The sequence below is a fragment of the Terribacillus halophilus genome (assembly GCF_900162685.1).
GTDB lineage: Bacteria > Bacillota > Bacilli > Bacillales > Amphibacillaceae > Terribacillus > Terribacillus halophilus_A.
Genome location: NZ_LT727828.1, coordinates 1,111,476 through 1,129,195 on the forward strand (window position 1 = coordinate 1,111,476; position 17,720 = coordinate 1,129,195).

General features: G+C 44.2%; 22 protein-coding genes. 16 read left to right on the top strand and 6 right to left on the bottom strand.

Translation table 11 applies throughout. The features are described 5' to 3' along the window. The first annotated feature begins 11 nt into the window (after positions 1-11). The 4 genes from B1K52_RS10105 to yunB all read left to right on the top strand — a co-directional run bounded on the left by B1K52_RS10105 (position 12) and on the right by yunB (position 3,786). Positions 12-1,403 carry a bifunctional metallophosphatase/5'-nucleotidase gene (locus B1K52_RS10105; protein ID WP_077307837.1) on the top strand — a complete coding sequence of 464 codons (1,392 nt, stop codon included), beginning with the start codon at positions 12-14 and terminating at the stop codon, positions 1,401-1,403. A 52-nt stretch (positions 1,404-1,455) separates the two neighbouring features. After that, positions 1,456-1,755, top strand: coding sequence for a YunC family protein (locus B1K52_RS10110; RefSeq protein WP_373022642.1), 300 nt, complete (start codon positions 1,456-1,458; stop codon positions 1,753-1,755). 99 nt (positions 1,756-1,854) lie between these two features. After that, the gene (locus tag B1K52_RS10115; RefSeq protein ID WP_077307841.1) at positions 1,855-2,946 is read left to right on the top strand and encodes an HD-GYP domain-containing protein; all 1,092 of its coding nucleotides are present in this window, start codon (positions 1,855-1,857) and stop codon (positions 2,944-2,946) included. 54 nt (positions 2,947-3,000) lie between these two features. Then, entirely contained in the window at positions 3,001-3,786 is a 786-nt protein-coding gene (yunB, locus tag B1K52_RS10120; RefSeq protein ID WP_179106523.1) for a sporulation protein YunB, read from the top strand. Position 3,787: 1 nt separating this feature from the next. Here yunB and B1K52_RS10125 read toward each other — a convergent pair whose 3' ends face one another. Then, positions 3,788-4,771 (bottom strand): M23 family metallopeptidase, encoded by a 984-nt coding sequence (locus B1K52_RS10125; protein ID WP_077310573.1) that lies wholly within the window; start codon positions 4,769-4,771, stop codon positions 3,788-3,790. Positions 4,772-4,926: 155 nt separating this feature from the next. Between B1K52_RS10125 and B1K52_RS10130 the strand changes: the two genes are divergently transcribed. The 3 genes from B1K52_RS10130 to B1K52_RS10140 are packed head-to-tail and all read left to right on the top strand — an operon-like array spanning position 4,927 to position 6,444. Beyond that, positions 4,927-5,208, top strand: coding sequence for a YutD family protein (locus B1K52_RS10130; protein WP_256855895.1), 282 nt, complete (start codon positions 4,927-4,929; stop codon positions 5,206-5,208). Positions 5,209-5,233: 25 nt separating this feature from the next. After that, positions 5,234-5,677, top strand: a complete 444-nt coding sequence (locus tag B1K52_RS10135) for a DUF86 domain-containing protein (RefSeq protein WP_077307847.1) — start codon at positions 5,234-5,236, stop codon at positions 5,675-5,677. Next, the gene (locus B1K52_RS10140; protein WP_077307849.1) at positions 5,677-6,444 is read left to right on the top strand and encodes a TIGR01457 family HAD-type hydrolase; all 768 of its coding nucleotides are present in this window, start codon (positions 5,677-5,679) and stop codon (positions 6,442-6,444) included. Before B1K52_RS10135 ends, B1K52_RS10140 begins: the two co-directional genes overlap by 1 nt. A 71-nt stretch (positions 6,445-6,515) precedes the next feature. Here the strand turns inward: B1K52_RS10140 and B1K52_RS10145 are convergent, their stop codons facing one another. Next, positions 6,516-7,013, bottom strand: a complete 498-nt coding sequence (locus B1K52_RS10145) for a phosphatidylglycerophosphatase A family protein (protein ID WP_077307851.1) — start codon at positions 7,011-7,013, stop codon at positions 6,516-6,518. A 124-nt stretch (positions 7,014-7,137) separates the two neighbouring features. On the opposite strand from B1K52_RS10145, the gene B1K52_RS10150 reads away from it, so the two are divergent. From B1K52_RS10150 to thrB, 4 genes are all read left to right on the top strand, one after another. Continuing rightward, complete coding sequence (locus tag B1K52_RS10150; protein ID WP_077307853.1) at positions 7,138-8,097, top strand: protein kinase family protein; 960 nt, start codon at positions 7,138-7,140, stop codon at positions 8,095-8,097. Positions 8,098-8,184: 87 nt separating this feature from the next. Continuing rightward, positions 8,185-9,480, top strand: a complete 1,296-nt coding sequence (locus B1K52_RS10155) for a homoserine dehydrogenase (protein WP_077310574.1) — start codon at positions 8,185-8,187, stop codon at positions 9,478-9,480. 5 nt (positions 9,481-9,485) lie between these two features. Then, positions 9,486-10,541, top strand: a complete 1,056-nt coding sequence (gene thrC, locus B1K52_RS10160; protein WP_077307855.1) for a threonine synthase — start codon at positions 9,486-9,488, stop codon at positions 10,539-10,541. Continuing rightward, entirely contained in the window at positions 10,542-11,444 is a 903-nt protein-coding gene (gene thrB, locus B1K52_RS10165; RefSeq protein ID WP_077307857.1) for a homoserine kinase, read from the top strand. Between the two features lie 103 nt (positions 11,445-11,547). Here the strand turns inward: thrB and B1K52_RS10170 are convergent, their stop codons facing one another. Beyond that, the gene (locus tag B1K52_RS10170; RefSeq protein ID WP_038564952.1) at positions 11,548-11,772 is read right to left on the bottom strand and encodes a NifU family protein; all 225 of its coding nucleotides are present in this window, start codon (positions 11,770-11,772) and stop codon (positions 11,548-11,550) included. 157 nt (positions 11,773-11,929) lie between these two features. Here B1K52_RS10170 and B1K52_RS10175 point away from each other — a divergent pair, with 157 nt between their 5' ends. The 4 genes from B1K52_RS10175 (at position 11,930) to B1K52_RS10190 (ending at position 13,897) form a co-directional block, all read left to right on the top strand. Further along, entirely contained in the window at positions 11,930-12,244 is a 315-nt protein-coding gene (locus tag B1K52_RS10175; RefSeq protein WP_077307859.1) for a YuzD family protein, read from the top strand. Positions 12,245-12,316: 72 nt separating this feature from the next. Then, positions 12,317-12,553, top strand: coding sequence for a YuzB family protein (locus B1K52_RS10180; protein WP_077307861.1), 237 nt, complete (start codon positions 12,317-12,319; stop codon positions 12,551-12,553). 64 nt (positions 12,554-12,617) lie between these two features. Further along, positions 12,618-13,481 carry a diaminopimelate epimerase gene (gene dapF / locus B1K52_RS10185; RefSeq protein WP_077307863.1) on the top strand — a complete coding sequence of 288 codons (864 nt, stop codon included), beginning with the start codon at positions 12,618-12,620 and terminating at the stop codon, positions 13,479-13,481. 56 nt (positions 13,482-13,537) lie between these two features. Beyond that, on the top strand, positions 13,538-13,897 hold the full coding sequence (locus tag B1K52_RS10190; protein WP_077307865.1) for a HesB/IscA family protein: 360 nt from the start codon (positions 13,538-13,540) through the stop codon (positions 13,895-13,897). A 96-nt stretch (positions 13,898-13,993) separates the two neighbouring features. Here B1K52_RS10190 and B1K52_RS10195 read toward each other — a convergent pair whose 3' ends face one another. After that, positions 13,994-14,599: an esterase/lipase family protein gene (locus B1K52_RS10195; protein ID WP_143588870.1), complete on the bottom strand. Its 606-nt coding sequence runs from the start codon at positions 14,597-14,599 to the stop codon at positions 13,994-13,996. Between the two features lie 197 nt (positions 14,600-14,796). Here B1K52_RS10195 and B1K52_RS10200 point away from each other — a divergent pair, with 197 nt between their 5' ends. Continuing rightward, entirely contained in the window at positions 14,797-15,273 is a 477-nt protein-coding gene (locus B1K52_RS10200) for a GNAT family N-acetyltransferase (protein WP_077307869.1), read from the top strand. Positions 15,274-15,641: 368 nt separating this feature from the next. On the opposite strand, the gene B1K52_RS10205 is transcribed toward B1K52_RS10200, so the two are convergent. Then, complete coding sequence (locus B1K52_RS10205) at positions 15,642-16,439, bottom strand: MBL fold metallo-hydrolase (protein ID WP_077307871.1); 798 nt, start codon at positions 16,437-16,439, stop codon at positions 15,642-15,644. 102 nt (positions 16,440-16,541) lie between these two features. Then, positions 16,542-17,525: an NAD(P)/FAD-dependent oxidoreductase gene (locus B1K52_RS10210; protein ID WP_077307873.1), complete on the bottom strand. Its 984-nt coding sequence runs from the start codon at positions 17,523-17,525 to the stop codon at positions 16,542-16,544. Positions 17,526-17,720: the final 195 nt, after the last annotated feature.

Sequence of the window (17,720 nt, forward strand, 5' to 3'; positions counted from 1 at the left end):
AGTAGAGAAGGATGCAGAAAAAGCTGACTATCAACTACACAAATGATTTGCATAGCTATTTCGAAAATTGGCCGAAGATTGTCGGCTATCTAAAAGAGAATAAGCAGAAGCTAAGCGATGCCGGAGAGACGTGCTGGCTGATTGATATTGGCGATCATGTGGATCGTTCCCGACCGATCGCAGAAGCCTTTCGCGGGAAAGCAAATATAAGCTTGATGAACGAAGCAGGCTATGATTTTGCTACAATTGGAAACAACGAAGGCATTACGCTTGATTACCAGGATTTGTATCATCTGTATGATGAGGCAGAATTCCGCGTAGCGGTTGCGAATCTTCATTCAAAGAAAGAAGAAGATCCGGGCTGGATGGAACCTTCTTGGGTCGTTGAAACGGCAAGCGGTGTAAAGGTAGGAATGATTGGGCTTACTGCACCATTCCCGGATTTCTATAATTTAATCGGTTGGGATATCCAAGATCCGATGGAAATTCTTAAGCAAAGCATTCATTCCCTTCGCGCTTCTTGTGATGTACTCATTCTTCTTTCTCATCTCGGATTATATGCAGATAGAGATATTGCTGCTGCTTTTGATGAAATTGACGTCATAATTGGCGGCCATACCCATCATTTGCTGCAGGAGAGCGAGTACGTGAATCAGTGCTTAATCACAACTGCGGGCAAGCAAGGTTTTTATTTTGGCGAAGTAGAAATGACATGGGATACAGAACTTGGCTGTTTGACAGATAAGCGGGCGCGAGTTATTCCGGTTGCCGATTTGAAGGAAGATGAAGCTGCAAGAGAGCATGTCACGGCTTACGAAGATAATGCGGCAAAAGCGATGCACCAGGCAGCTGCAGTATTATCATCACCGCTGCCAGTTTCCCCGTATGAAGATTCACGTGCAATGGACCTTTTAACAGACTATATGCGACGCTGGACAAAGGCAGATTTTGCTTTTCTCAATGCAGGTGTACTGCTGGAGAGTTTCCCGGCAGGCAGTGTTTCCTATATGGATATCCACCGAATTTGCCCACATCCAATTAATCCGGCGACAGTCCCGTTAACAGGAAGTGTTTTAGAGCAAATTGTCACCGCTGCCCTGCAGCCTGACTTTATAACTTTTCCGCTAAAAGGTTTTGGCTTCCGCGGTGAAGTGATTGGAAAAATGGTTTATAGTGGATTGACATTCGACATTACAGGAACAGCCGAGAAGCCACAAGCAGTTAATTTAAAAATAGCAGGAGAACCGCTAGACCGGAAAAAGATTTATTCGGCAGCGATGGCAGACACCTTCACATTCGGCAGCCTGCTTCCTGGCATTAAGCAAGCTGAAGACAAAAAATACTTTATGCCGGAAATGCTTCGTGATCTGCTTCTAGGTGCTTTACAAGAAATTGAAAAATGAGCTAACACCTCCGCTCCTCCAACATAGGATATAGCGGAGGTGTTTTCAATTGATGACTGTTGAACCGATATTTTTAGAGGGAAAGCCTTTTACCGCTGTAACAGTGAAATTACCTAAAACAACATTACTTGTTGTATCAAATGACGTTGGCTATATTATGTGCGGAGCACTGGATGTGGATTTACTTAATGAAAAACTAGCTGATCGCAACATTATTTCCGGCAGAGCAGTTGGCGTTAAAACAATCCAGCAGCTGCTGGATGCACCACTGGAGAAAGTAACAGACGCTTCAGCTGTGTATGGATGGAAGACAGGAATGATTGGGAAGGATGCTTTACTGTTGATTGCGTAAAAAAATTGTCGAACCTTGCCTTCTTCAATCTAGATTGTTTTCCGATTTTCTGGTACTATTTTATCAGAATGGAATGTTGGAGAAGTTAGGAGCACAACAATGAGACTAGTTGCGACAAAATCAGTAAAACCCGGCAGTAAACTTGCGCAGCCTGTATACAACGACAAAGGCAGCATTCTGGTCCAAAGAGACGTTGAACTGACAAAAAAGATTATCAATCGTTTGAAGGCACTGCGATATACCTATGTTTATATACGGGATGACCGGCTTCAGGACGTTGAGCTTGAATTCTCCACTTCCAGCGAAGAACGGCTTAAAGCGATGCAGGTTATTCATAAATCCTTCCAGGAAATCAAACAGAGTGACAATGGGAAATATTTGACGGAAAAGATGACAGATAAGATTACAACATCGATTCAAGAGATGGTGAGTAATCTGCGGCCGAAACGTCAGACACTGACAATTCTTTCCGATATGCTTATATTCGATGATTATATTTTTTCACATTCGGTCAATGTTGCACTATATGCAATGGCAATCGCTAATGAGATGAAGCTGCCTGTTTCTGTTGTAGAAGAAATTGGTTTCGGAGCTATTTTGCATGATGTTGGGAAAATGTTTGTACCACAGGAAGTGCTGCAAAAGACGGGCAAATTGAATGATGAAGAATTTGCGAAAATCAAAGAGCACACGACAAAAGGTTTCCATTATTTACGTAAGATGAATAATATTCCGCTTGTAATTGCACATTGTGCCTATCAGCATCACGAACGAATGAACGGATCCGGTTATCCGCGCGGCATTCATGGTGCAGAGATTCATTTATACGGTAAAATTATTGGCATTGCCGATGTATTTGATGCTGTAACAAGCAACCGTGTCTATCGGGATGCAATGCTGCCGCATGAAGGCCTGGAAATATTATTTGCCGGTGCGGGAGAATTGTTTGATATGGAAATGGTAGAAGCTTTTAAACGAAGTGTGGCAATTTATCCGACTGGTTTAACTGTCCGTCTGAGTGATGGACGGGCGGGCATTGTCATCCGGCAAAATGAAGACATCAATACGAGACCGATTGTCCGAATTTTAGAGGAAGCAGATGGAACAGAACCCGATCCTTACGAGGTGGATTTGTATGAACATCTGAATATAACAGTTGTGGCTTGTTCAACGGCTGCAGAGTCAAATTAGTTCCTATTCTAAGCCCCCTTAGTCAAGCATATGCTTGACCAAGGGGGTTTTTTCATGCGTCCATGGCAGCGCAGAGCTTCTAAAGCACCACCTTCCTTTCGTCATGTGCTTTTCATGAGTCTGTTTCTTTTTGCATTATTTATTTCATTAAGTTTATGGTTGGTAAACAGAGGACTTGAGCCCACTTTAATGGCAATTGCGGAAACAAAAACAGAGCAATTTGCCAAACAGGCAATCAACCAAGCGGTACAGGCGGAAAAGGAAGCGGATTTGGACTTGAATGCATTCGTGCAAGTAGAGGAAGATACAAATGGAAATGTCACGCACGCCAGCTGGGATGCAGCAACGGTTAACGAAGTGCTGCGCAAAGTAACGTTTCGGGTGCAAAATTATCTTCGTCTCATGGAAGATGGCAAGATGCCTGCAGTGAGTGAGGAACAGCTTGCTGAGGAAGCAGCAGCTGATGTTATTCAAGAGCAGCTGGAAGAAAATTCAACACTCGTTGACATTCCGCTCGGCCAAGCAAGCAATAACGCCTTGCTAGCTAATCTTGGTCCGAAGATTCCTGTTAAATTTGAAATGATCGGTTATGTGGAATCAGGTGTAGATGTGAAAGTGGAGGAGTATGGTATCAATAACGCAATGTTTGTGTTCATGGTCGAAATTAAAGCAAATGTACGGATTATTATCCCTTTCTCAACCAAGACAACTACAGTGACACAGGAGGTTCTGCTCGGGAGTACCGTCATCCAAGGGCAGGTGCCTGAATTTTATAGTGGCGGAGGGCAAACTGGGTCGTCACCATCTTTTTCCATTCCAATGCAAAAGGAAGGCGAATAAATCAGCCTTCCTTTTTTTGCTGCTTTGATTTTTGTTCCCATATACGTAAATAGGGGTAAGGATCAAATGAAAACTCGGAGTGGCCGTTATCCTTGTACATACCATAATGCAGATGAGGAGGAAATTTGCCAGACGTGCCAGGCGGACCATATCCGCTTGCGCCGACATAGCCAATCACATCGCCTGGTTTGACGATATTGCCGACAGATACACCCTTTTCAAAGCCATTCAAATGCGCGTAGTAATGGTAAATATTATTGCTGTCCCGGAGGCCGATACGCCATCCGCCATACAAGTTCCAGCCTTTCAATTCGACGACACCATAAGTGGTTGCATAAACAGGAACACCGTAGTTAGCAAAAATGTCGGTACCTTCATGAATGCGTCGTCCCCCAAAACCACGGGCGTCTCCCCATGTATTTCGGTAGCTGTAGTTATGATGCAGCGGCAGCGGGAAAGAACGGTTGTCGAGCTCAATCGTACCAAATTGCTCGTACAGCTTAGCAGTATTCATAATCGTCTGGACGGTTAAATCGCGCTCGTAATAATTCCAAAGGGCGATCTTAAAGTCGTCTTTTGTCGTTCCGGTGCGCTGGATAAATGAAGCCATTGTATAAAGTACATCTTCCGGATTATCCGGGTCAGCCAAACGATCTCCATTACCATCCCGCCCAAGACCTTGGAACCATGAAATAGTGGATTCATTTGCTTCTGCTTTTTTATGTTCTGTTATACCGAACCATTTTTCCTCTGGAATCGTGATGGCAATCAGTTTTTCAGCTTCTGATTTTGATGCCGCTGGCAGGTTGTGTTCGTATTGATCGATGGCAGCCAAATAGTACCACGGCAGCCCCGTTGCAGCTGCTGTCTTCTTATAGAGGGCCATGCGCTCAAGTTTTGGGTCACTTTCTTTGTCTGCTTGCTTCGCGGAAGCAGGCAATGGACAGCTGCTCAGCAGGACAGCTAGCAGTATAATCACATGCATTTTTTTCATATGCTGCTCACCTTTCTTTACTTGTGTGCCGTTAGTTTGTACAGTGTTTGGAATTTCATAACTGCTAATAGCGGATAGATGGAAGAGGAGCGAAATTACAGACAAAATATGCTACACTAGAAACAAGATAGGGGAGTCGATAGCTGGTGAAAACAACCATACAAGGCAAACAGTACGAGGTGGTGCAGGATGTAAAGAATGCCTTTCAAGAACAGGCATTTCACGATCGCTACAGCGAAATCCTGACGAAATATGATTATATTGTGGGGGATTGGGGCTATGAGCAGCTTCGTTTAAAGGGCTTCTTTGACGACGAAAACCCAAAATCTACCTTTGATACGAAAATAAGTACGTTGGAAGATTATCTGTATGAGTATTGTAATTTTGGCTGCGCGTACTTTGTTGTGAAAAAATCACCGGCAAAGTAAACGTGTAAAGAGAGGGGCTAATACGATGTACTTTGTGGATAAACAAAAAATTGAAGGAATACTTACATATATGGAAGAGCTGCTTGCTGCTGATATAACGTCAACGGAAGAGCTCACAGGCAAGCTGGCTATGGAACGTCGGGCGCAGCTGCTCATTGAAGCTATACTGGATACCGGCAATAGCGTAATCGATGGATTTATCATGCGTGATCCGGGCAGCTATGATGATATTATCGATATTCTTGCTGATGAGCAGGTGATTGCTGAAAACGCAGCACCAGCTTTTAAAGAAGTAATCGCACTACGTAAAATGCTTACAGGGGACTATTTGCATGTAAACCATCAAACGCTAGCAGACACGATGGACAAGCACAAAGCACTTCTTGCACAATACGTGAAATGGGTTAGAGACTATCTAGTGAATGAAACGCGGACAGCTTCCGCTTTTGCAAGGAGCGATCAAGACTGATGAAAGCATATGATGGCTATTTAATCGACTTAGATGGAACCATGTATCTTGGCAGCAAACGAATTAATGCTGCTCCAGGATTCATTCACCGATTAAGGGAGGCTGGCAGGAAGTATCTGTTTGTGACGAATAACTCGACACGTACACAAGAGCAAGTAGCCGCCAAGCTGCGCCAAATGGATATAGAAGCCCAACCTGAGGATGTGTTTACAACCAGTATGGCAACGGCAGCGTATATTCGTGAGCAAAAGCCAGCTGCACGTGTCTATGCCATAGGTGAGGAAGGCTTGTTTGATGCTTTGGCGAAAGAAGAACTGACTGTTGCTGATGAAGACTGTGATTACGTTGTTGTTGGACTTGATACAGCTATTACTTATGAGAAGCTGGCGAAAGCATGTTTATTAGTTCGGGCAGGTGCTACGTTTCTGTCTACGAACAGCGACAAAGCCCTTCCAACTGAAGCAGGCTTATTACCAGGAAATGGATCGTTAACAGCTGTTGTATCAGTCAGCACAGGAATAGAGCCAATCTTTATCGGTAAACCCGAAAGCATCATGATGGAGCAGGCGAGAAAGCTATTAAAGCTGGACAAAGAGCAGGTCGTCATGGTCGGAGATAACTATTTAACCGATATTACAGCTGGCATTCGAGCGGGCATGGACACACTCATGGTTTGCACAGGTTTCACAAAGCGAGAAGAGCTGCCATCGCTGCATCCAAAACCAACTTATACAATTGACACATTGGATGAATGGGAATTTAAATAAGGAGCATGCCTAGGAAATTAGGCAGCTCCTTTTTCTTTGTCTGGCTAGCGGTTAATATCCCCTTTAAAGCTTTATCCGTCAATATTTTCTTCTTCATTCTGGCTATGTGCGAGTCTGCTGGCAGCAGCTGCTGCAATGGCTCCGACAATATCATCGAGGAAAGTATGGCACTCTCCGCTGCTCTTGTCATTAAGTTTTTCCAGAATACCTGGTTTTTGTTTATCGATATAGCCGTAATTGGTAAACCCAATTGATCCATAGAGGTTGATGATGGAAAGGGCGATAACTTCATCAATTCCGTACAAGCTCTCATCACGTTCAAGAGTATCCTGTAACGGCTGCTCAAGTTTTCCCTGTTCTGCCAACACATCTAACTGGATACCAGTCAGGATGGCGTTTTGCACTTCCCTTTTGGATAATACACGCTCTACATTATAAATACACCGATCCATTGTCAGGCCAGGATAATATTTTTCCTGCAGATAATGTACCAGTTCTGCAATATCTTCTACTTGTACACCTCGTTCAATCAGCCATTCTCTTGCTTTTTTTTCTAATTCTGCTGTCATATGATCACGTCACTTTCTATGTATGATTCGGTTAGCAGTATACCCTGTTAGCTTATGCGTCAACCATCTGTACTTGAACATGATTCTTTTAGTTGCTTCATAAAATGTATCAGGAGGTGTTTGTGTGCTACAGCTAATGCAGCAATATATACCGGGGTTCACCGACAAACCCGTCTCTTACCGGAATTATCACGCTTATCAGACAATGGAACGTCTTTATGTTATTATACCAGCTCGAACGGATCAAGACAGCTATTATGAATTGGCAGCGATAACGGCATATATGCAGGAGAATGGTTTTCCGCGAATAGCACAGCCGATGATTACGACAGAAGGGCAAATTATTACCGTGTATGAAAATACACCTTATCTTGTCGTCGAGATGCCGCCTCCTTACCCTGTTCGCCTAGGTGCTCATGGTGCAGAATTAGCGGCGTTTCACGAGCTTGGCGCTGCTTGTCCTTTCGCTCCGGACACTTTATCCAGCTATGGTATGTGGAGTGAATTGTGGACGGCGCGCTTAGCGCAGGGAGAGAAGCTGTATGCAGAGCTTTATCAAAAACGGCCGCTAACGCATGAGGAACGCTTTTTCTTAGATACTTTTCCTTATGTGATTGGCAGGTCAGAACTGGCTATTCAATATGTAAATGAGACGAACGGCGAGTTCCGTTTCACGGAGGCTGATCAGGCTACGACTGTTTTCATGAAATACCAATCCGAATTAACAGAAACGTATGTACTGCCGCATCAGATTATTTATGATCATCCAGCACGTGATTTGGCAGAATATGTCCGAACTGCATTTGGAAAAAAAGAAGAGGAAGACATAATAGAATTTCTTCCTACCTATATGCAGGCACGACCACTTTCTGTTTTTGGCATGCGTCTCTTGTATGCGCGACTCATTATGCCGCTGCACATATTTGATCAGATGGAGTTAGGATTAACCGGGACAGCGGGAGCCGCATATGAAACACTAATTATGCAGCAGCGAACGTATGAACAGCGTTTAACCGGCTTATTCCAACATTTGCAAGTGGATACTCGTTCCCTAGAGATACCTGTGTTGGAAAATTATTTGTAAATATGGTTGCGGTAATAGATTCATAGGGTTATAATGTCCTTTATATAAAAACATTTGTTTATTTCAGGTGGACAGGAGATGGGCGAGATGAAACAAAAGATTCAAATCGGCTTATGCGGACTAGGTACAGTCGGAAGCGGAGTCGTACAGATATTACAGGATCATCAAGAACAAATCCGCTACAAGCTTGGCTGTGAAGTAGAAGTAGCAAAAGTACTCGTGAAAAACAAAGAAAAGAAGCGGGAATACATTGGGGATGCTAGCATCCTGACGACAGATCCAGCAGATATTACCGATAACTCTGCTATTGATATTGTTGTTGAAGTAATGGGCGGCATGGAGGATACGTATCAGCTGCTCGAACGCAGTATCCGCAATCGCAAGCATATCGTGACGGCTAACAAGGACTTGATGGCAGAGGAAGGCGATAAGCTGTTTGCATTGTCTCAGGAATATAATACCGATATTTATTACGAAGCTAGTGTAGCTGGCGGGATTCCAATACTCAGAACCTTAAGTGACGGCCTTGCTTCTGATAAGATTCAAAAAGTAATGGGGATTGTTAATGGTACGACAAACTTTATTTTGACGAAGATGACCGATGAGAATCTTCCTTTTGAACCAGTATTGCAGGAAGCGCAGGCACTTGGATTCGCAGAAGCAGATCCGACTTCGGATGTCGAAGGCTTGGATGCAGCGCGCAAAATGACGTTATTAGCGAATTTGGCTTTTAAGATGCCAGTCGCATATGAAGATGTCGAAGTTTCTGGTATCACATCCATTACCCAAGAAGACATTGATTTTGCCGGAAGATTAGGCTACCAAATGAAATTGATTGGTATTGCAGCAATGGATGATGGAAAAGTCGAAGTAAGTGTAGAGCCTACTTTGCTGCCGACAGCCCATCCGCTGGCTCAAGTAAAAAATGAATATAATGCTGTTTATGTATACGGGCAAGCAGTCGGCGAAACGATGTTTTACGGTCCAGGCGCAGGCGGATTACCAACAGCTACCGCAGTCGTATCGGATTTAATGGAAGTGGTCAAAAATGTCCGTCTAGGGGTCAGCGGGAAAGCTTATGTGACACCGCAGTACAGGAAAGCTTTGAAAGACAATACACAGAAACATGCGAAGTACTTTGTCCGAGTAGAAGCAGAGGACCAGACAGGTGCTTTCCATGCGGTGACGAATGTTTTCGCTGGTGAAAATGTGTCGTTTGCAAAAATTCTTCAATTGCCGCACGCAAGCTCCAAAACAGCAGAAGTCGTTATGGTGACACATAAGCATAGCAAACAGCAAATCGAAAACAGCATACAGCAGCTGGAAAAATTAGATGTCGTGAAACGTGTTATCAGCTGTTATCGTGTAGACGGAGAGGATTGATCAAGATGGTATGGCAGGGACTTTTGGAAGCATACAAAGCACATTTACCTATTTCTGACGAAACACCAGCAGTAAGTTTAGGAGAAGGAAACACACCACTCGTCAAACTTGAGAAACTATCGGCTGCTTATGGAATCAACGCTTATGCCAAGATAGAGGGAGCGAATCCGACGGGCAGCTTTAAAGACCGCGGGATGGTCATGGCGATAGCCAAAGCAAAGGAAGCAGGAGCGAAAGCGGTTATCTGCGCTTCGACGGGCAATACGTCCGCCTCCGCTGCTGCTTATGCTGCCCGAGCTGGTATGCGTTGCTTCGTCGTAATCCCAGAAGGCAAGATTGCCCAAGGCAAGTTGGCACAAGCCGTCATGTATGGCGCGGAAATATTTTCGATTGCAGGCAATTTTGACGATGCCCTGCGGGTTGTCCGCAATTTGAGTGAAACCGAGCCAGTAGCACTAGTGAACTCTGTTAATCCTTACCGTCTCGAAGGACAAAAGACGGCAGCTTTTGAGCTGTGCGAGCAATTGGGACAAGCACCTGATTATCTGTTCATTCCAGTCGGAAATGCCGGTAACATTAGTGCCTATTGGAAAGGCTTCAAAGAATATGAACAGGAAAAAGGCTACAGTCTGCCAGTATTGAAAGGTTATCAAGCTAGCGGAGCGGCACCGATTGTTCATGACCGTGTGTTTGAAAATCCAGAGACAGTTGGTACTGCTATCCGTATCGGAAACCCAGCCAGCTGGCAAAAAGCAACTTCAGCAAGAGATGAATCAGGCGGTACGATTGATGAAGTAACAGATGAGCAGATTATCGCTGCATATCAAAAAATCGCTCGTGAGGAAGGCATATTTGCTGAACCAGGTTCCTGTGCTTCCTTTGCAGGACTATTGAAAGCTTTGGAGCAAGGAGAAGTAGCTAAGGGTGCTACTGTTACTTGTGTATTAACGGGCAATGGTTTGAAGGATCCGCATACAGCTATTGAATACAGTACAATCAAGCCGGTCGTTCTGCCCAACGAAGAGCAAGTGATTGCCCAAGCAATCAAGGAGCGGATGTAAATGAAACGCTGGCAAATACGTGTACCTGCAAGTACAGCTAATATCGGACCAGGCTTTGATTCAATTGGCATTGCATTGGATCTGTACTTGGAACTGGAAGTGCAGCCTGCTGCAGAATGGGAATTCATTGCCGCATCAGATGCTGTACAAGGTCTTCCGTCTGGCAAAGATAACATGATCTATGAAACTGCACATCATGTTGCCAAGCAGTATGGCTTTGAGGATTTGCCAGCTTGTTCGGTTCGGATGAGAAGCGATATCCCGCTGGCCAGAGGACTCGGAAGCAGTGCAACCGCACTTGTCGCAGGAATTGAGCTGGCAGATTGCCTTCTATCATTAGCGCTCGGTGATGCAGAGAAACTCGATCTAGCTGTCAGTCTCGAAGGCCATCCAGATAATGCTGCGCCATCGATTTTAGGCGGCTGTGTGATTGGTTATTATGATGGCGACGTCCATTATGTTCAAACACCGATTGATCATGTGCGCTTTTTAGCTGTCATCCCCCCTTTTGAGCTGGCAACATCAGCTGCCAGAGCTGTTCTTCCAGATCAATTAGCTTATAAAGAAGCCGTGCAAGCGAGCGGTGTCGCGAATGTAGCCGTAGCAGCTCTGCTGCAGCAGAATTGGAAGCTGCTTGGAGAAATGATGGAGAAGGATCTTTTCCACCAGCCATACCGACAAGCGATGATACCGCATTATGAGGAAATAGCAGACTCCTTGCAAGAAGCAGCTTATGGTGTTTATTTAAGCGGTGCTGGGCCTACGATGATTGCAATAGTCAGTGAAGCGCAAGCTGCTTCTGTACACGCGCAATATCAACAGAAGTATCCGGCGTTTGAATGGGTATTGCTGTCTTGTGCGAAGAATGGAAGCTGTACAGAAGAGTTAGCAGTTGAAGCATAATAGAACCCACAGAAATTTTAAGAATTTCTGTGGGTTTTGTATTTATGCATAAAATAAAAACCCACTGGGAAAGAGATATTTCCTCGTGGGTCTATTCATTCTATTAAAATACTTGCTCGATCTCACGCACGCCAGGTACTTCTGCCATCAAGGCACGCTCAATACCAGCTTTTAATGTGATCGTAGAGCTTGGGCAGTTACCGCATGCTCCCATAAGACGCAGGCGCACGATACCTTCATCAACATCGACTAGCTCGACGTCACCGCCGTCACGCAGCAAGAATGGACGTAATTTGTTCAATACTTCTTGTACTTGGTTTTCCATCATCCATTATCCCCCTTACGATTATATATCTATTATAAATCGTTTCAGATAAAAAATCCACGCTAGTCAACTGAGAAATTTTATCAATTAAAAATTTCCATTCCAACATTTTGTTCATTACGGTAAACTGAAGCTACTAGCAGACGAAAGGACGGATAAGATGGCAACAAGGATTAGCGTTTATGGGGCAGAAATCATTTGCGCAAGCTGTGTGAATGCACCAAGCTCCAAAGACACGTATGAATGGCTGCAGGCTGCGTTAGGGCGAAAGTTTAAAGACAATCAGTTTGAATTTGAGTACATCGATATCCACGAACCGCCTGCAGAAGCAAGGCACAAGCAGTTTGCCGAACTGGTGATGGAAGACGATTTGTTTTATCCAGTTGTCCTTGTCGATGGGGAGATAGCAGGTGAAGGTATAATTTCACTGAAAGCTGTTACAAAGGCTGTTGAGAAGGCGGTCAGCGCAAGCTAGTTGTGCTCCTATCCTGCAGTGTGGTAGCATTATCTTTTGATAGTGTTACATCCTAGAATAGGAGTGAGCGGGATGAATCCGATCATTGAATTTTGCGTAAACAATCTGGCCACTGGTTCACAGGAGGCTTTTGAAAAGCTCGACAGTGATCCTGGTCTTGATGTAATAGAATATGGCTGTACAAGCTTTTGCGGCATATGCGCCCAGCATCTGTTTGCGTTAGTAAACGGAGAGCCGGTGACTGCAGAGACAGCCGATGAGCTTGTCCAAAATGTTTACAAGTTCATTGAAGAAAATCCATTATTTTAATAGGCTATGTGTCTGCCATGCGCAGACCATGGCTTTTTTCATACATAGTAGAGGAGACGAGAGAATGGACATACCATTTGTAAAACTGCATGGCTTGAAAAACAGCTATATTTTTGTGGATTTATTTCAGTTTCAATTAGAAGAAGAGATGCTGGCACCGCTTGCAATCGACATTGCCGATCGAAACACAGGTATCGGCTCGGATGGCTTAATTTTAATTCATCCGAGCGAAACATGCGATGTCGGCATGCGCATTTTTAACTTGGACGGTTCAGAGGCGATGAATTGCGGTAATGGACTGCGTTGTGTTGCTAAATATGCTTATGAAAACAACTTGGTGGACACGGATACGTTTACGATTCAAACAAAAGCCGGCCAAGTGGAAGCAAAAGTGCATGGTTCGCGAGAGCATGTACACGAAGTGACTGTCGACATGGGAGCACCAATTCTGCAGCGTGAGCTGATCCCGATGTTAGGGGAAAAAGGTCAGCAAGTCGTAGCCGAAGCTTTTGATTCAGGAGAGGAACAACTCAGGGTCACCGCAGTAAGCATGGGCAACCCGCATGCGGTCTTCTTTGTTGATCACATTGATAATGCCCCGCTTTATACAGCTGGACCTGTCATTACGAATGATCCTCGTTTTCCAGAAGGAGTGAACGTTGAGTTCATTGAAATGGTGTCTGAAAAAGAAATGCATTTCCGCGTCTGGGAACGTGGGTCTGGCGTGACGCAGGCGTGCGGGACAGGGGCTTGTGCAGCTGTTGTCGCAGCTATCCTGAACGGAAAAGCCCCTTATGGAGAAGAAGTAACGGTACATCTTAGCGGCGGAGATTTGTTCATTCGCTGGGAAAAAGCTGGATCAGTCTGGATGCGCGGTGCTGCCGAAAAGACAGTATCTGGCACATTTTATTGGGAGCACGGTGCTTGAGCATCCTGCATTAGGAGCGTATACTATAGATAAGATTAAAACAGGAGGTTACCGAAATGGTCTTAAATATAACAGACAGTGCCAGCCTTCAAATTAAAGAGATGCTGAAAGAAGAAGACGCCGAAACAGTTTTCTTGCGCTTTGGTGTGAAAGGCGGCGGCTGCAGTGGATTATCTTACAGCCTTGGCTTTGAATACGAGAAGAATGAAGAACTAGACACATACGAAGTGAACAACGATATCCCGGTTATTATCCGTTCCATGGATATCCCAGTTATTGAAGGTACAACAATTGACTTTAAACAGAACATGATGGGCGGCGGGTTCACGATTGATAATCCAAATGCCATCGTTTCTTGTGGCTGTGGTTCATCGTTTAAAGCGGCAGCACGTGAAGGTACGCCGGAGAACTGCTGATGCGAAATAAGAAGAACTTGATGCATTGATTTTTAACTGGCAACAGGCTCTTTTAGTAAGAAAAGGGTGATTCTTATGAATCACCCTTTTTCTGTATTAATTTTGAAGTGCGTCTTTAATATGAGCATCTACTTGGTAGCTATTTAGCAGCCCAATATGAGAAATACCATAAAGGCGAATGTTGTTTGCACCGGATAGGACAGAAAGATAGGAGCTTACAATTCTATCGCTTGTAGAGTAGATGGAAGTCGTGTCAATCCCAGCAGGGGCACGGCTAGTAGTAAGGCGATTTGCCCCGCCCAATGTAACGAGCTTGTCTACTTTGTCATTGCCGCCGTAGTTCTGGATATAGTAAAGGCTGTTGGCCCCGCCCATGCTGTGCGCCACAATGTTTACTTTATCACTGCCTGTTTCCGCTAATACATTGTCCACAAAGCGTGAGATAGCGGCAGCGTTCAGTTGCTGCTGTCCTTGTTTACTAGGGAGATCAATAGCATGAAGCTCCTCACTGGACCAGCCTTGTCCTTGCAAATATCTTTCAATGAAGTAGAAATTAGTATCTGATCCGCCCAGGCCATGTACAAATACAACGGGTGTATTGTTCGTTGCTGCTTCTGCTTTTGATGGCTGGAACGAAAAAGTCAGTGACAATACAACAGCTAAGCCAACGAGCAGAAGTTTCATCCATTTACTGTTTTTCATTATTTATTCCTCCTAAAATGTGGTATGTAATTCTATTAAATTATAAGTTGAATTAATAGATTCTTGTATTGGGAAAAGAACGTCAGCGGAAGTGGGTTTTGTTATGTTTTCTGCCAATCACTTTCTGTCTTTTGTACACTTAGCAGAATAAATGAACCGTAATATCTAGATGAACTATTGATAGCTGGAGGGATACCATGATTTTATTAGCTGAAGTTTCTCATGCTGAGGAAATACACCGCACAATGCTGGCAGCATTTGAAGAATATCGGTTTAGTAATGCGCCATCCAGTGCATTGGAGGAAACGGTAGACACCATTGAAACTTCTTTAAGAAATGGAGAAGAAAAAGCGTTCTTGTTTTGGAGGGAAAAGAAGGTTATCGGGGTTGTGCGATTTAGAGAACAAAAAGAGCATCTGTATTTCTTTCGCTTATCTGTAAGTCCAGAAGAGAGGGGACAGGGAATAGCGCGGCAATTATTAGCTGCATTAGAGCGTTATGCGGCTTCACGGAGACTTTTTCAGCTTCAATGTCAGGTAAGGCTGTCGGTGGCAAAAAATATAGCTTTATATGAACAGAATGGATTTTACATAAGCAACAGAACAACAGTAAGGAAGCCAGATGAAACAAAGGTAGAAATAGTTATAATGACGAAGGAACTAAAAGAGAAATGAGAGCGGGACGAAACAAGATTAATTCATCCTAAAAGCGAACAATAACTAGATCCGTACTTTTAATGCAGCTTTCTGACGACTGCTGCTTTCCAACTTTAGCTGTTATTGTTGGACTAAGAGTGGCTTTTGAAGTTGACGCCGACAAGAAAATCGATATCTTTTTCGAGGAGTCTACGTATTCTGCGAGTGAAGATTTCCCATCATAAAAATCAGCGTAGGAAATACACGGAGACTCCCGCAGGAAAGCGGAGTGTATTTCCGAAGCGATGCTCTCATGTTCGTTTCCAATGCAAAAAATCCAAACAATACTGCTTTTAATTGCAATATTGTTTGGAATTTTATATAGCTCAAACATTTATGTCCCAGCCTTATTTCTTCGTTTCCGTGAGCTTTTTCAGCCCTTCTTCTAATTCATCGGCAAATACGGGCATTCCGTGGCCAGTGCCGGCTGCTTGTGGGTACAGTTCTTGCAGCTTACGAATGGAACGGAAGGCAGCTTGTTCGTCCATTGTAAAGTAGCGGGGAGGACCGTTGAATTCCTTTTGCTGCATTAACACTTTGTGTAAAGATTCCTGCTGGACTGTTGTAAATGCATCTCCGGCAACCAGAACTTTGTCTTCAGGATGAAAGAGGCTAATATGTCCAGGTGTATGTCCAGGTGTGTGAATCCATTCCCAGCCTGGCAGGTGCGGTACTTTATGATCCAGCGGAAGGAGTCGTACATGCTCGCTCAAGTCGATTCCTGTGTTTGGGAACGACTTGGACAGCTTTGTAATCATACCGCCGCCAGCTTCGGTATCTGCTTCCGGGTAATTTTGCTGTCCCGTAAGGTAAGGCAGTTCCAATTCATGTGCGTAAACTGGCACATTCCACTCTTTTACTAACTCGACAATACTCCCAACGTGGTCAAAATGGCCATGCGTCAGAATGATACAAGCAGGTTTTGCTCCTTCTCCGAACAAATGGGCAGCAGCTTGTTTAATCTTTTTAGCTGTGTCGGGCATGCCAGCGTCAACGAGGACCCATTCCTTCGCGGCAGGATTTTCAATGAAAAACACATTCACAATTTGGTCAAGGTAGCCATGAACAGTTGGAGAGACGGTTGTTTTTTTACCACTCTTCATGGAGGCTAAGGGCATCAAGCGATGTTCGAATTCGTTTTCCATACAGCTCCTCCTTTATCGCTACTAGTGTGTGAAAGAAGCGTGTCCTTATACAAAGAGCATATAAAAAACACCGGCCCTCCGTAAAGGAATCCGGTGTTTGAATTAAAACATGCTTGTAGAGTGCTTCGGCTGGACACGTGCATCTGGATCGATATACGTTTTGGCATTATTAATTGCTGTTGGCCCTTCGCCGAAGCCAGAGGCAATCAAGTTGACTTTCCCTGGGTATGTGCAAATATCACCAGCGGCATAAATGCCGGCAATATTTGTTTCTTGCTTCGTATTAACGACAATACTGTTTTTCTCGATTTCCAAATCCCATTGCTTGATTGGACCTAGAGAAGAGATGAAGCCGTAGTTTACCAAAACTTCGTCTACATCGATTGTTTCTGTTTCTTCGCTTTTCACCTTTTGCAGCACAACTTGTTCGATTCGATCTGTACCTAGCATCTCAACTGGTACGTATGGCGTCATAATTCTAACGTTTGACTGCATTAAGCGTTCCACACTATGTTCGTGCGCACGGAATTGGTCCCGGCGGTGAACAAGGATGACTTCCTTCGCAATCGGCTCTAGCATGAGTGCCCAGTCAACAGCAGAATCACCGCCGCCTGCTAACAGCACGCGCTTGCCAGCATACTTCTGCATATTGTCTACGTAATAATTCAAGTTGACACCCTCGAACTCATCGCAGCGCTCTACTGTTAAACGGCGCGGCTGAAACGCGCCATTACCAGCTGTGATAATAATTGTTTTCGAGTAATGTACATCCTTATCTGTTTCAATACGGAATGTATTATCTTCTAAGCGCTCGACCTTATCAACTGACTCGCCAAGCGCAATGGAAGGGTCGAAGCGGTTTAGCTGTTCCATCAGGTTGTCCACTAATTCCTGAGCGCGGATACTAGGGAAGCCTGCTATATCGTAAATGAATTTTTCTGGGTATAAAGCAGAAAGCTGTCCGCCAACATGGGGAAGACTTTCAATGATTTTGACACTTTGCTGACGCATCCCACCATAGAACGCAGTGAAAAGTCCGACTGGACCTGCACCGATGATGGTCACATCATAAATTTGATCTGACATACCGGTTCCTCCTAATATTTTTAAACGTAACATGTGGTATTTTATCATAGATGTTGAAATATGAGTAAGAAGAAGGATTTTTCATCACTTCGTAGTATGCCCAGAACCATGAGAACGCTTCACTTTTTGATTGATAAAAGGAATTAAAACGATTACCATAATAATGATGACAGTTTTATGACAGTTTTATGTTTT

Excerpts from the sequence above, each read along its gene's own strand:
- thrB (WP_077307857.1), top strand. The coding sequence starts at position 10,542 with ATGAAACGCTGGCAAATACGTGTACCTGCAAGTACAGCTAATATCGGA.
- B1K52_RS10135 (WP_077307847.1), top strand. The coding sequence starts at position 5,234 with ATGTACTTTGTGGATAAACAAAAAATTGAAGGAATACTTACATATATG.
- B1K52_RS10105 (WP_077307837.1), top strand. The coding sequence starts at position 12 with ATGCAGAAAAAGCTGACTATCAACTACACAAATGATTTGCATAGCTAT.
- dapF (WP_077307863.1), top strand. The coding sequence starts at position 12,618 with ATGGACATACCATTTGTAAAACTGCATGGCTTGAAAAACAGCTATATT.
- yunB (WP_179106523.1), top strand. The coding sequence starts at position 3,001 with ATGCGTCCATGGCAGCGCAGAGCTTCTAAAGCACCACCTTCCTTTCGT.
- B1K52_RS10140 (WP_077307849.1), top strand. The coding sequence starts at position 5,677 with ATGAAAGCATATGATGGCTATTTAATCGACTTAGATGGAACCATGTAT.
- B1K52_RS10200 (WP_077307869.1), top strand. The coding sequence starts at position 14,797 with ATGATTTTATTAGCTGAAGTTTCTCATGCTGAGGAAATACACCGCACA.
- thrC (WP_077307855.1), top strand. The coding sequence starts at position 9,486 with ATGGTATGGCAGGGACTTTTGGAAGCATACAAAGCACATTTACCTATT.
- B1K52_RS10190 (WP_077307865.1), top strand. The coding sequence starts at position 13,538 with ATGGTCTTAAATATAACAGACAGTGCCAGCCTTCAAATTAAAGAGATG.
- B1K52_RS10175 (WP_077307859.1), top strand. The coding sequence starts at position 11,930 with ATGGCAACAAGGATTAGCGTTTATGGGGCAGAAATCATTTGCGCAAGC.
- B1K52_RS10155 (WP_077310574.1), top strand. The coding sequence starts at position 8,185 with ATGAAACAAAAGATTCAAATCGGCTTATGCGGACTAGGTACAGTCGGA.
- B1K52_RS10180 (WP_077307861.1), top strand. The coding sequence starts at position 12,317 with ATGAATCCGATCATTGAATTTTGCGTAAACAATCTGGCCACTGGTTCA.
- B1K52_RS10205 (WP_077307871.1), bottom strand. The coding sequence starts at position 16,439 with ATGGAAAACGAATTCGAACATCGCTTGATGCCCTTAGCCTCCATGAAG.
- B1K52_RS10115 (WP_077307841.1), top strand. The coding sequence starts at position 1,855 with ATGAGACTAGTTGCGACAAAATCAGTAAAACCCGGCAGTAAACTTGCG.
- B1K52_RS10170 (WP_038564952.1), bottom strand. The coding sequence starts at position 11,772 with ATGATGGAAAACCAAGTACAAGAAGTATTGAACAAATTACGTCCATTC.
- B1K52_RS10210 (WP_077307873.1), bottom strand. The coding sequence starts at position 17,525 with ATGTCAGATCAAATTTATGATGTGACCATCATCGGTGCAGGTCCAGTC.
- B1K52_RS10110 (WP_373022642.1), top strand. The coding sequence starts at position 1,456 with ATGACTGTTGAACCGATATTTTTAGAGGGAAAGCCTTTTACCGCTGTA.
- B1K52_RS10125 (WP_077310573.1), bottom strand. The coding sequence starts at position 4,771 with ATGCATGTGATTATACTGCTAGCTGTCCTGCTGAGCAGCTGTCCATTG.
- B1K52_RS10145 (WP_077307851.1), bottom strand. The coding sequence starts at position 7,013 with ATGACAGCAGAATTAGAAAAAAAAGCAAGAGAATGGCTGATTGAACGA.
- B1K52_RS10195 (WP_143588870.1), bottom strand. The coding sequence starts at position 14,599 with ATGAAAAACAGTAAATGGATGAAACTTCTGCTCGTTGGCTTAGCTGTT.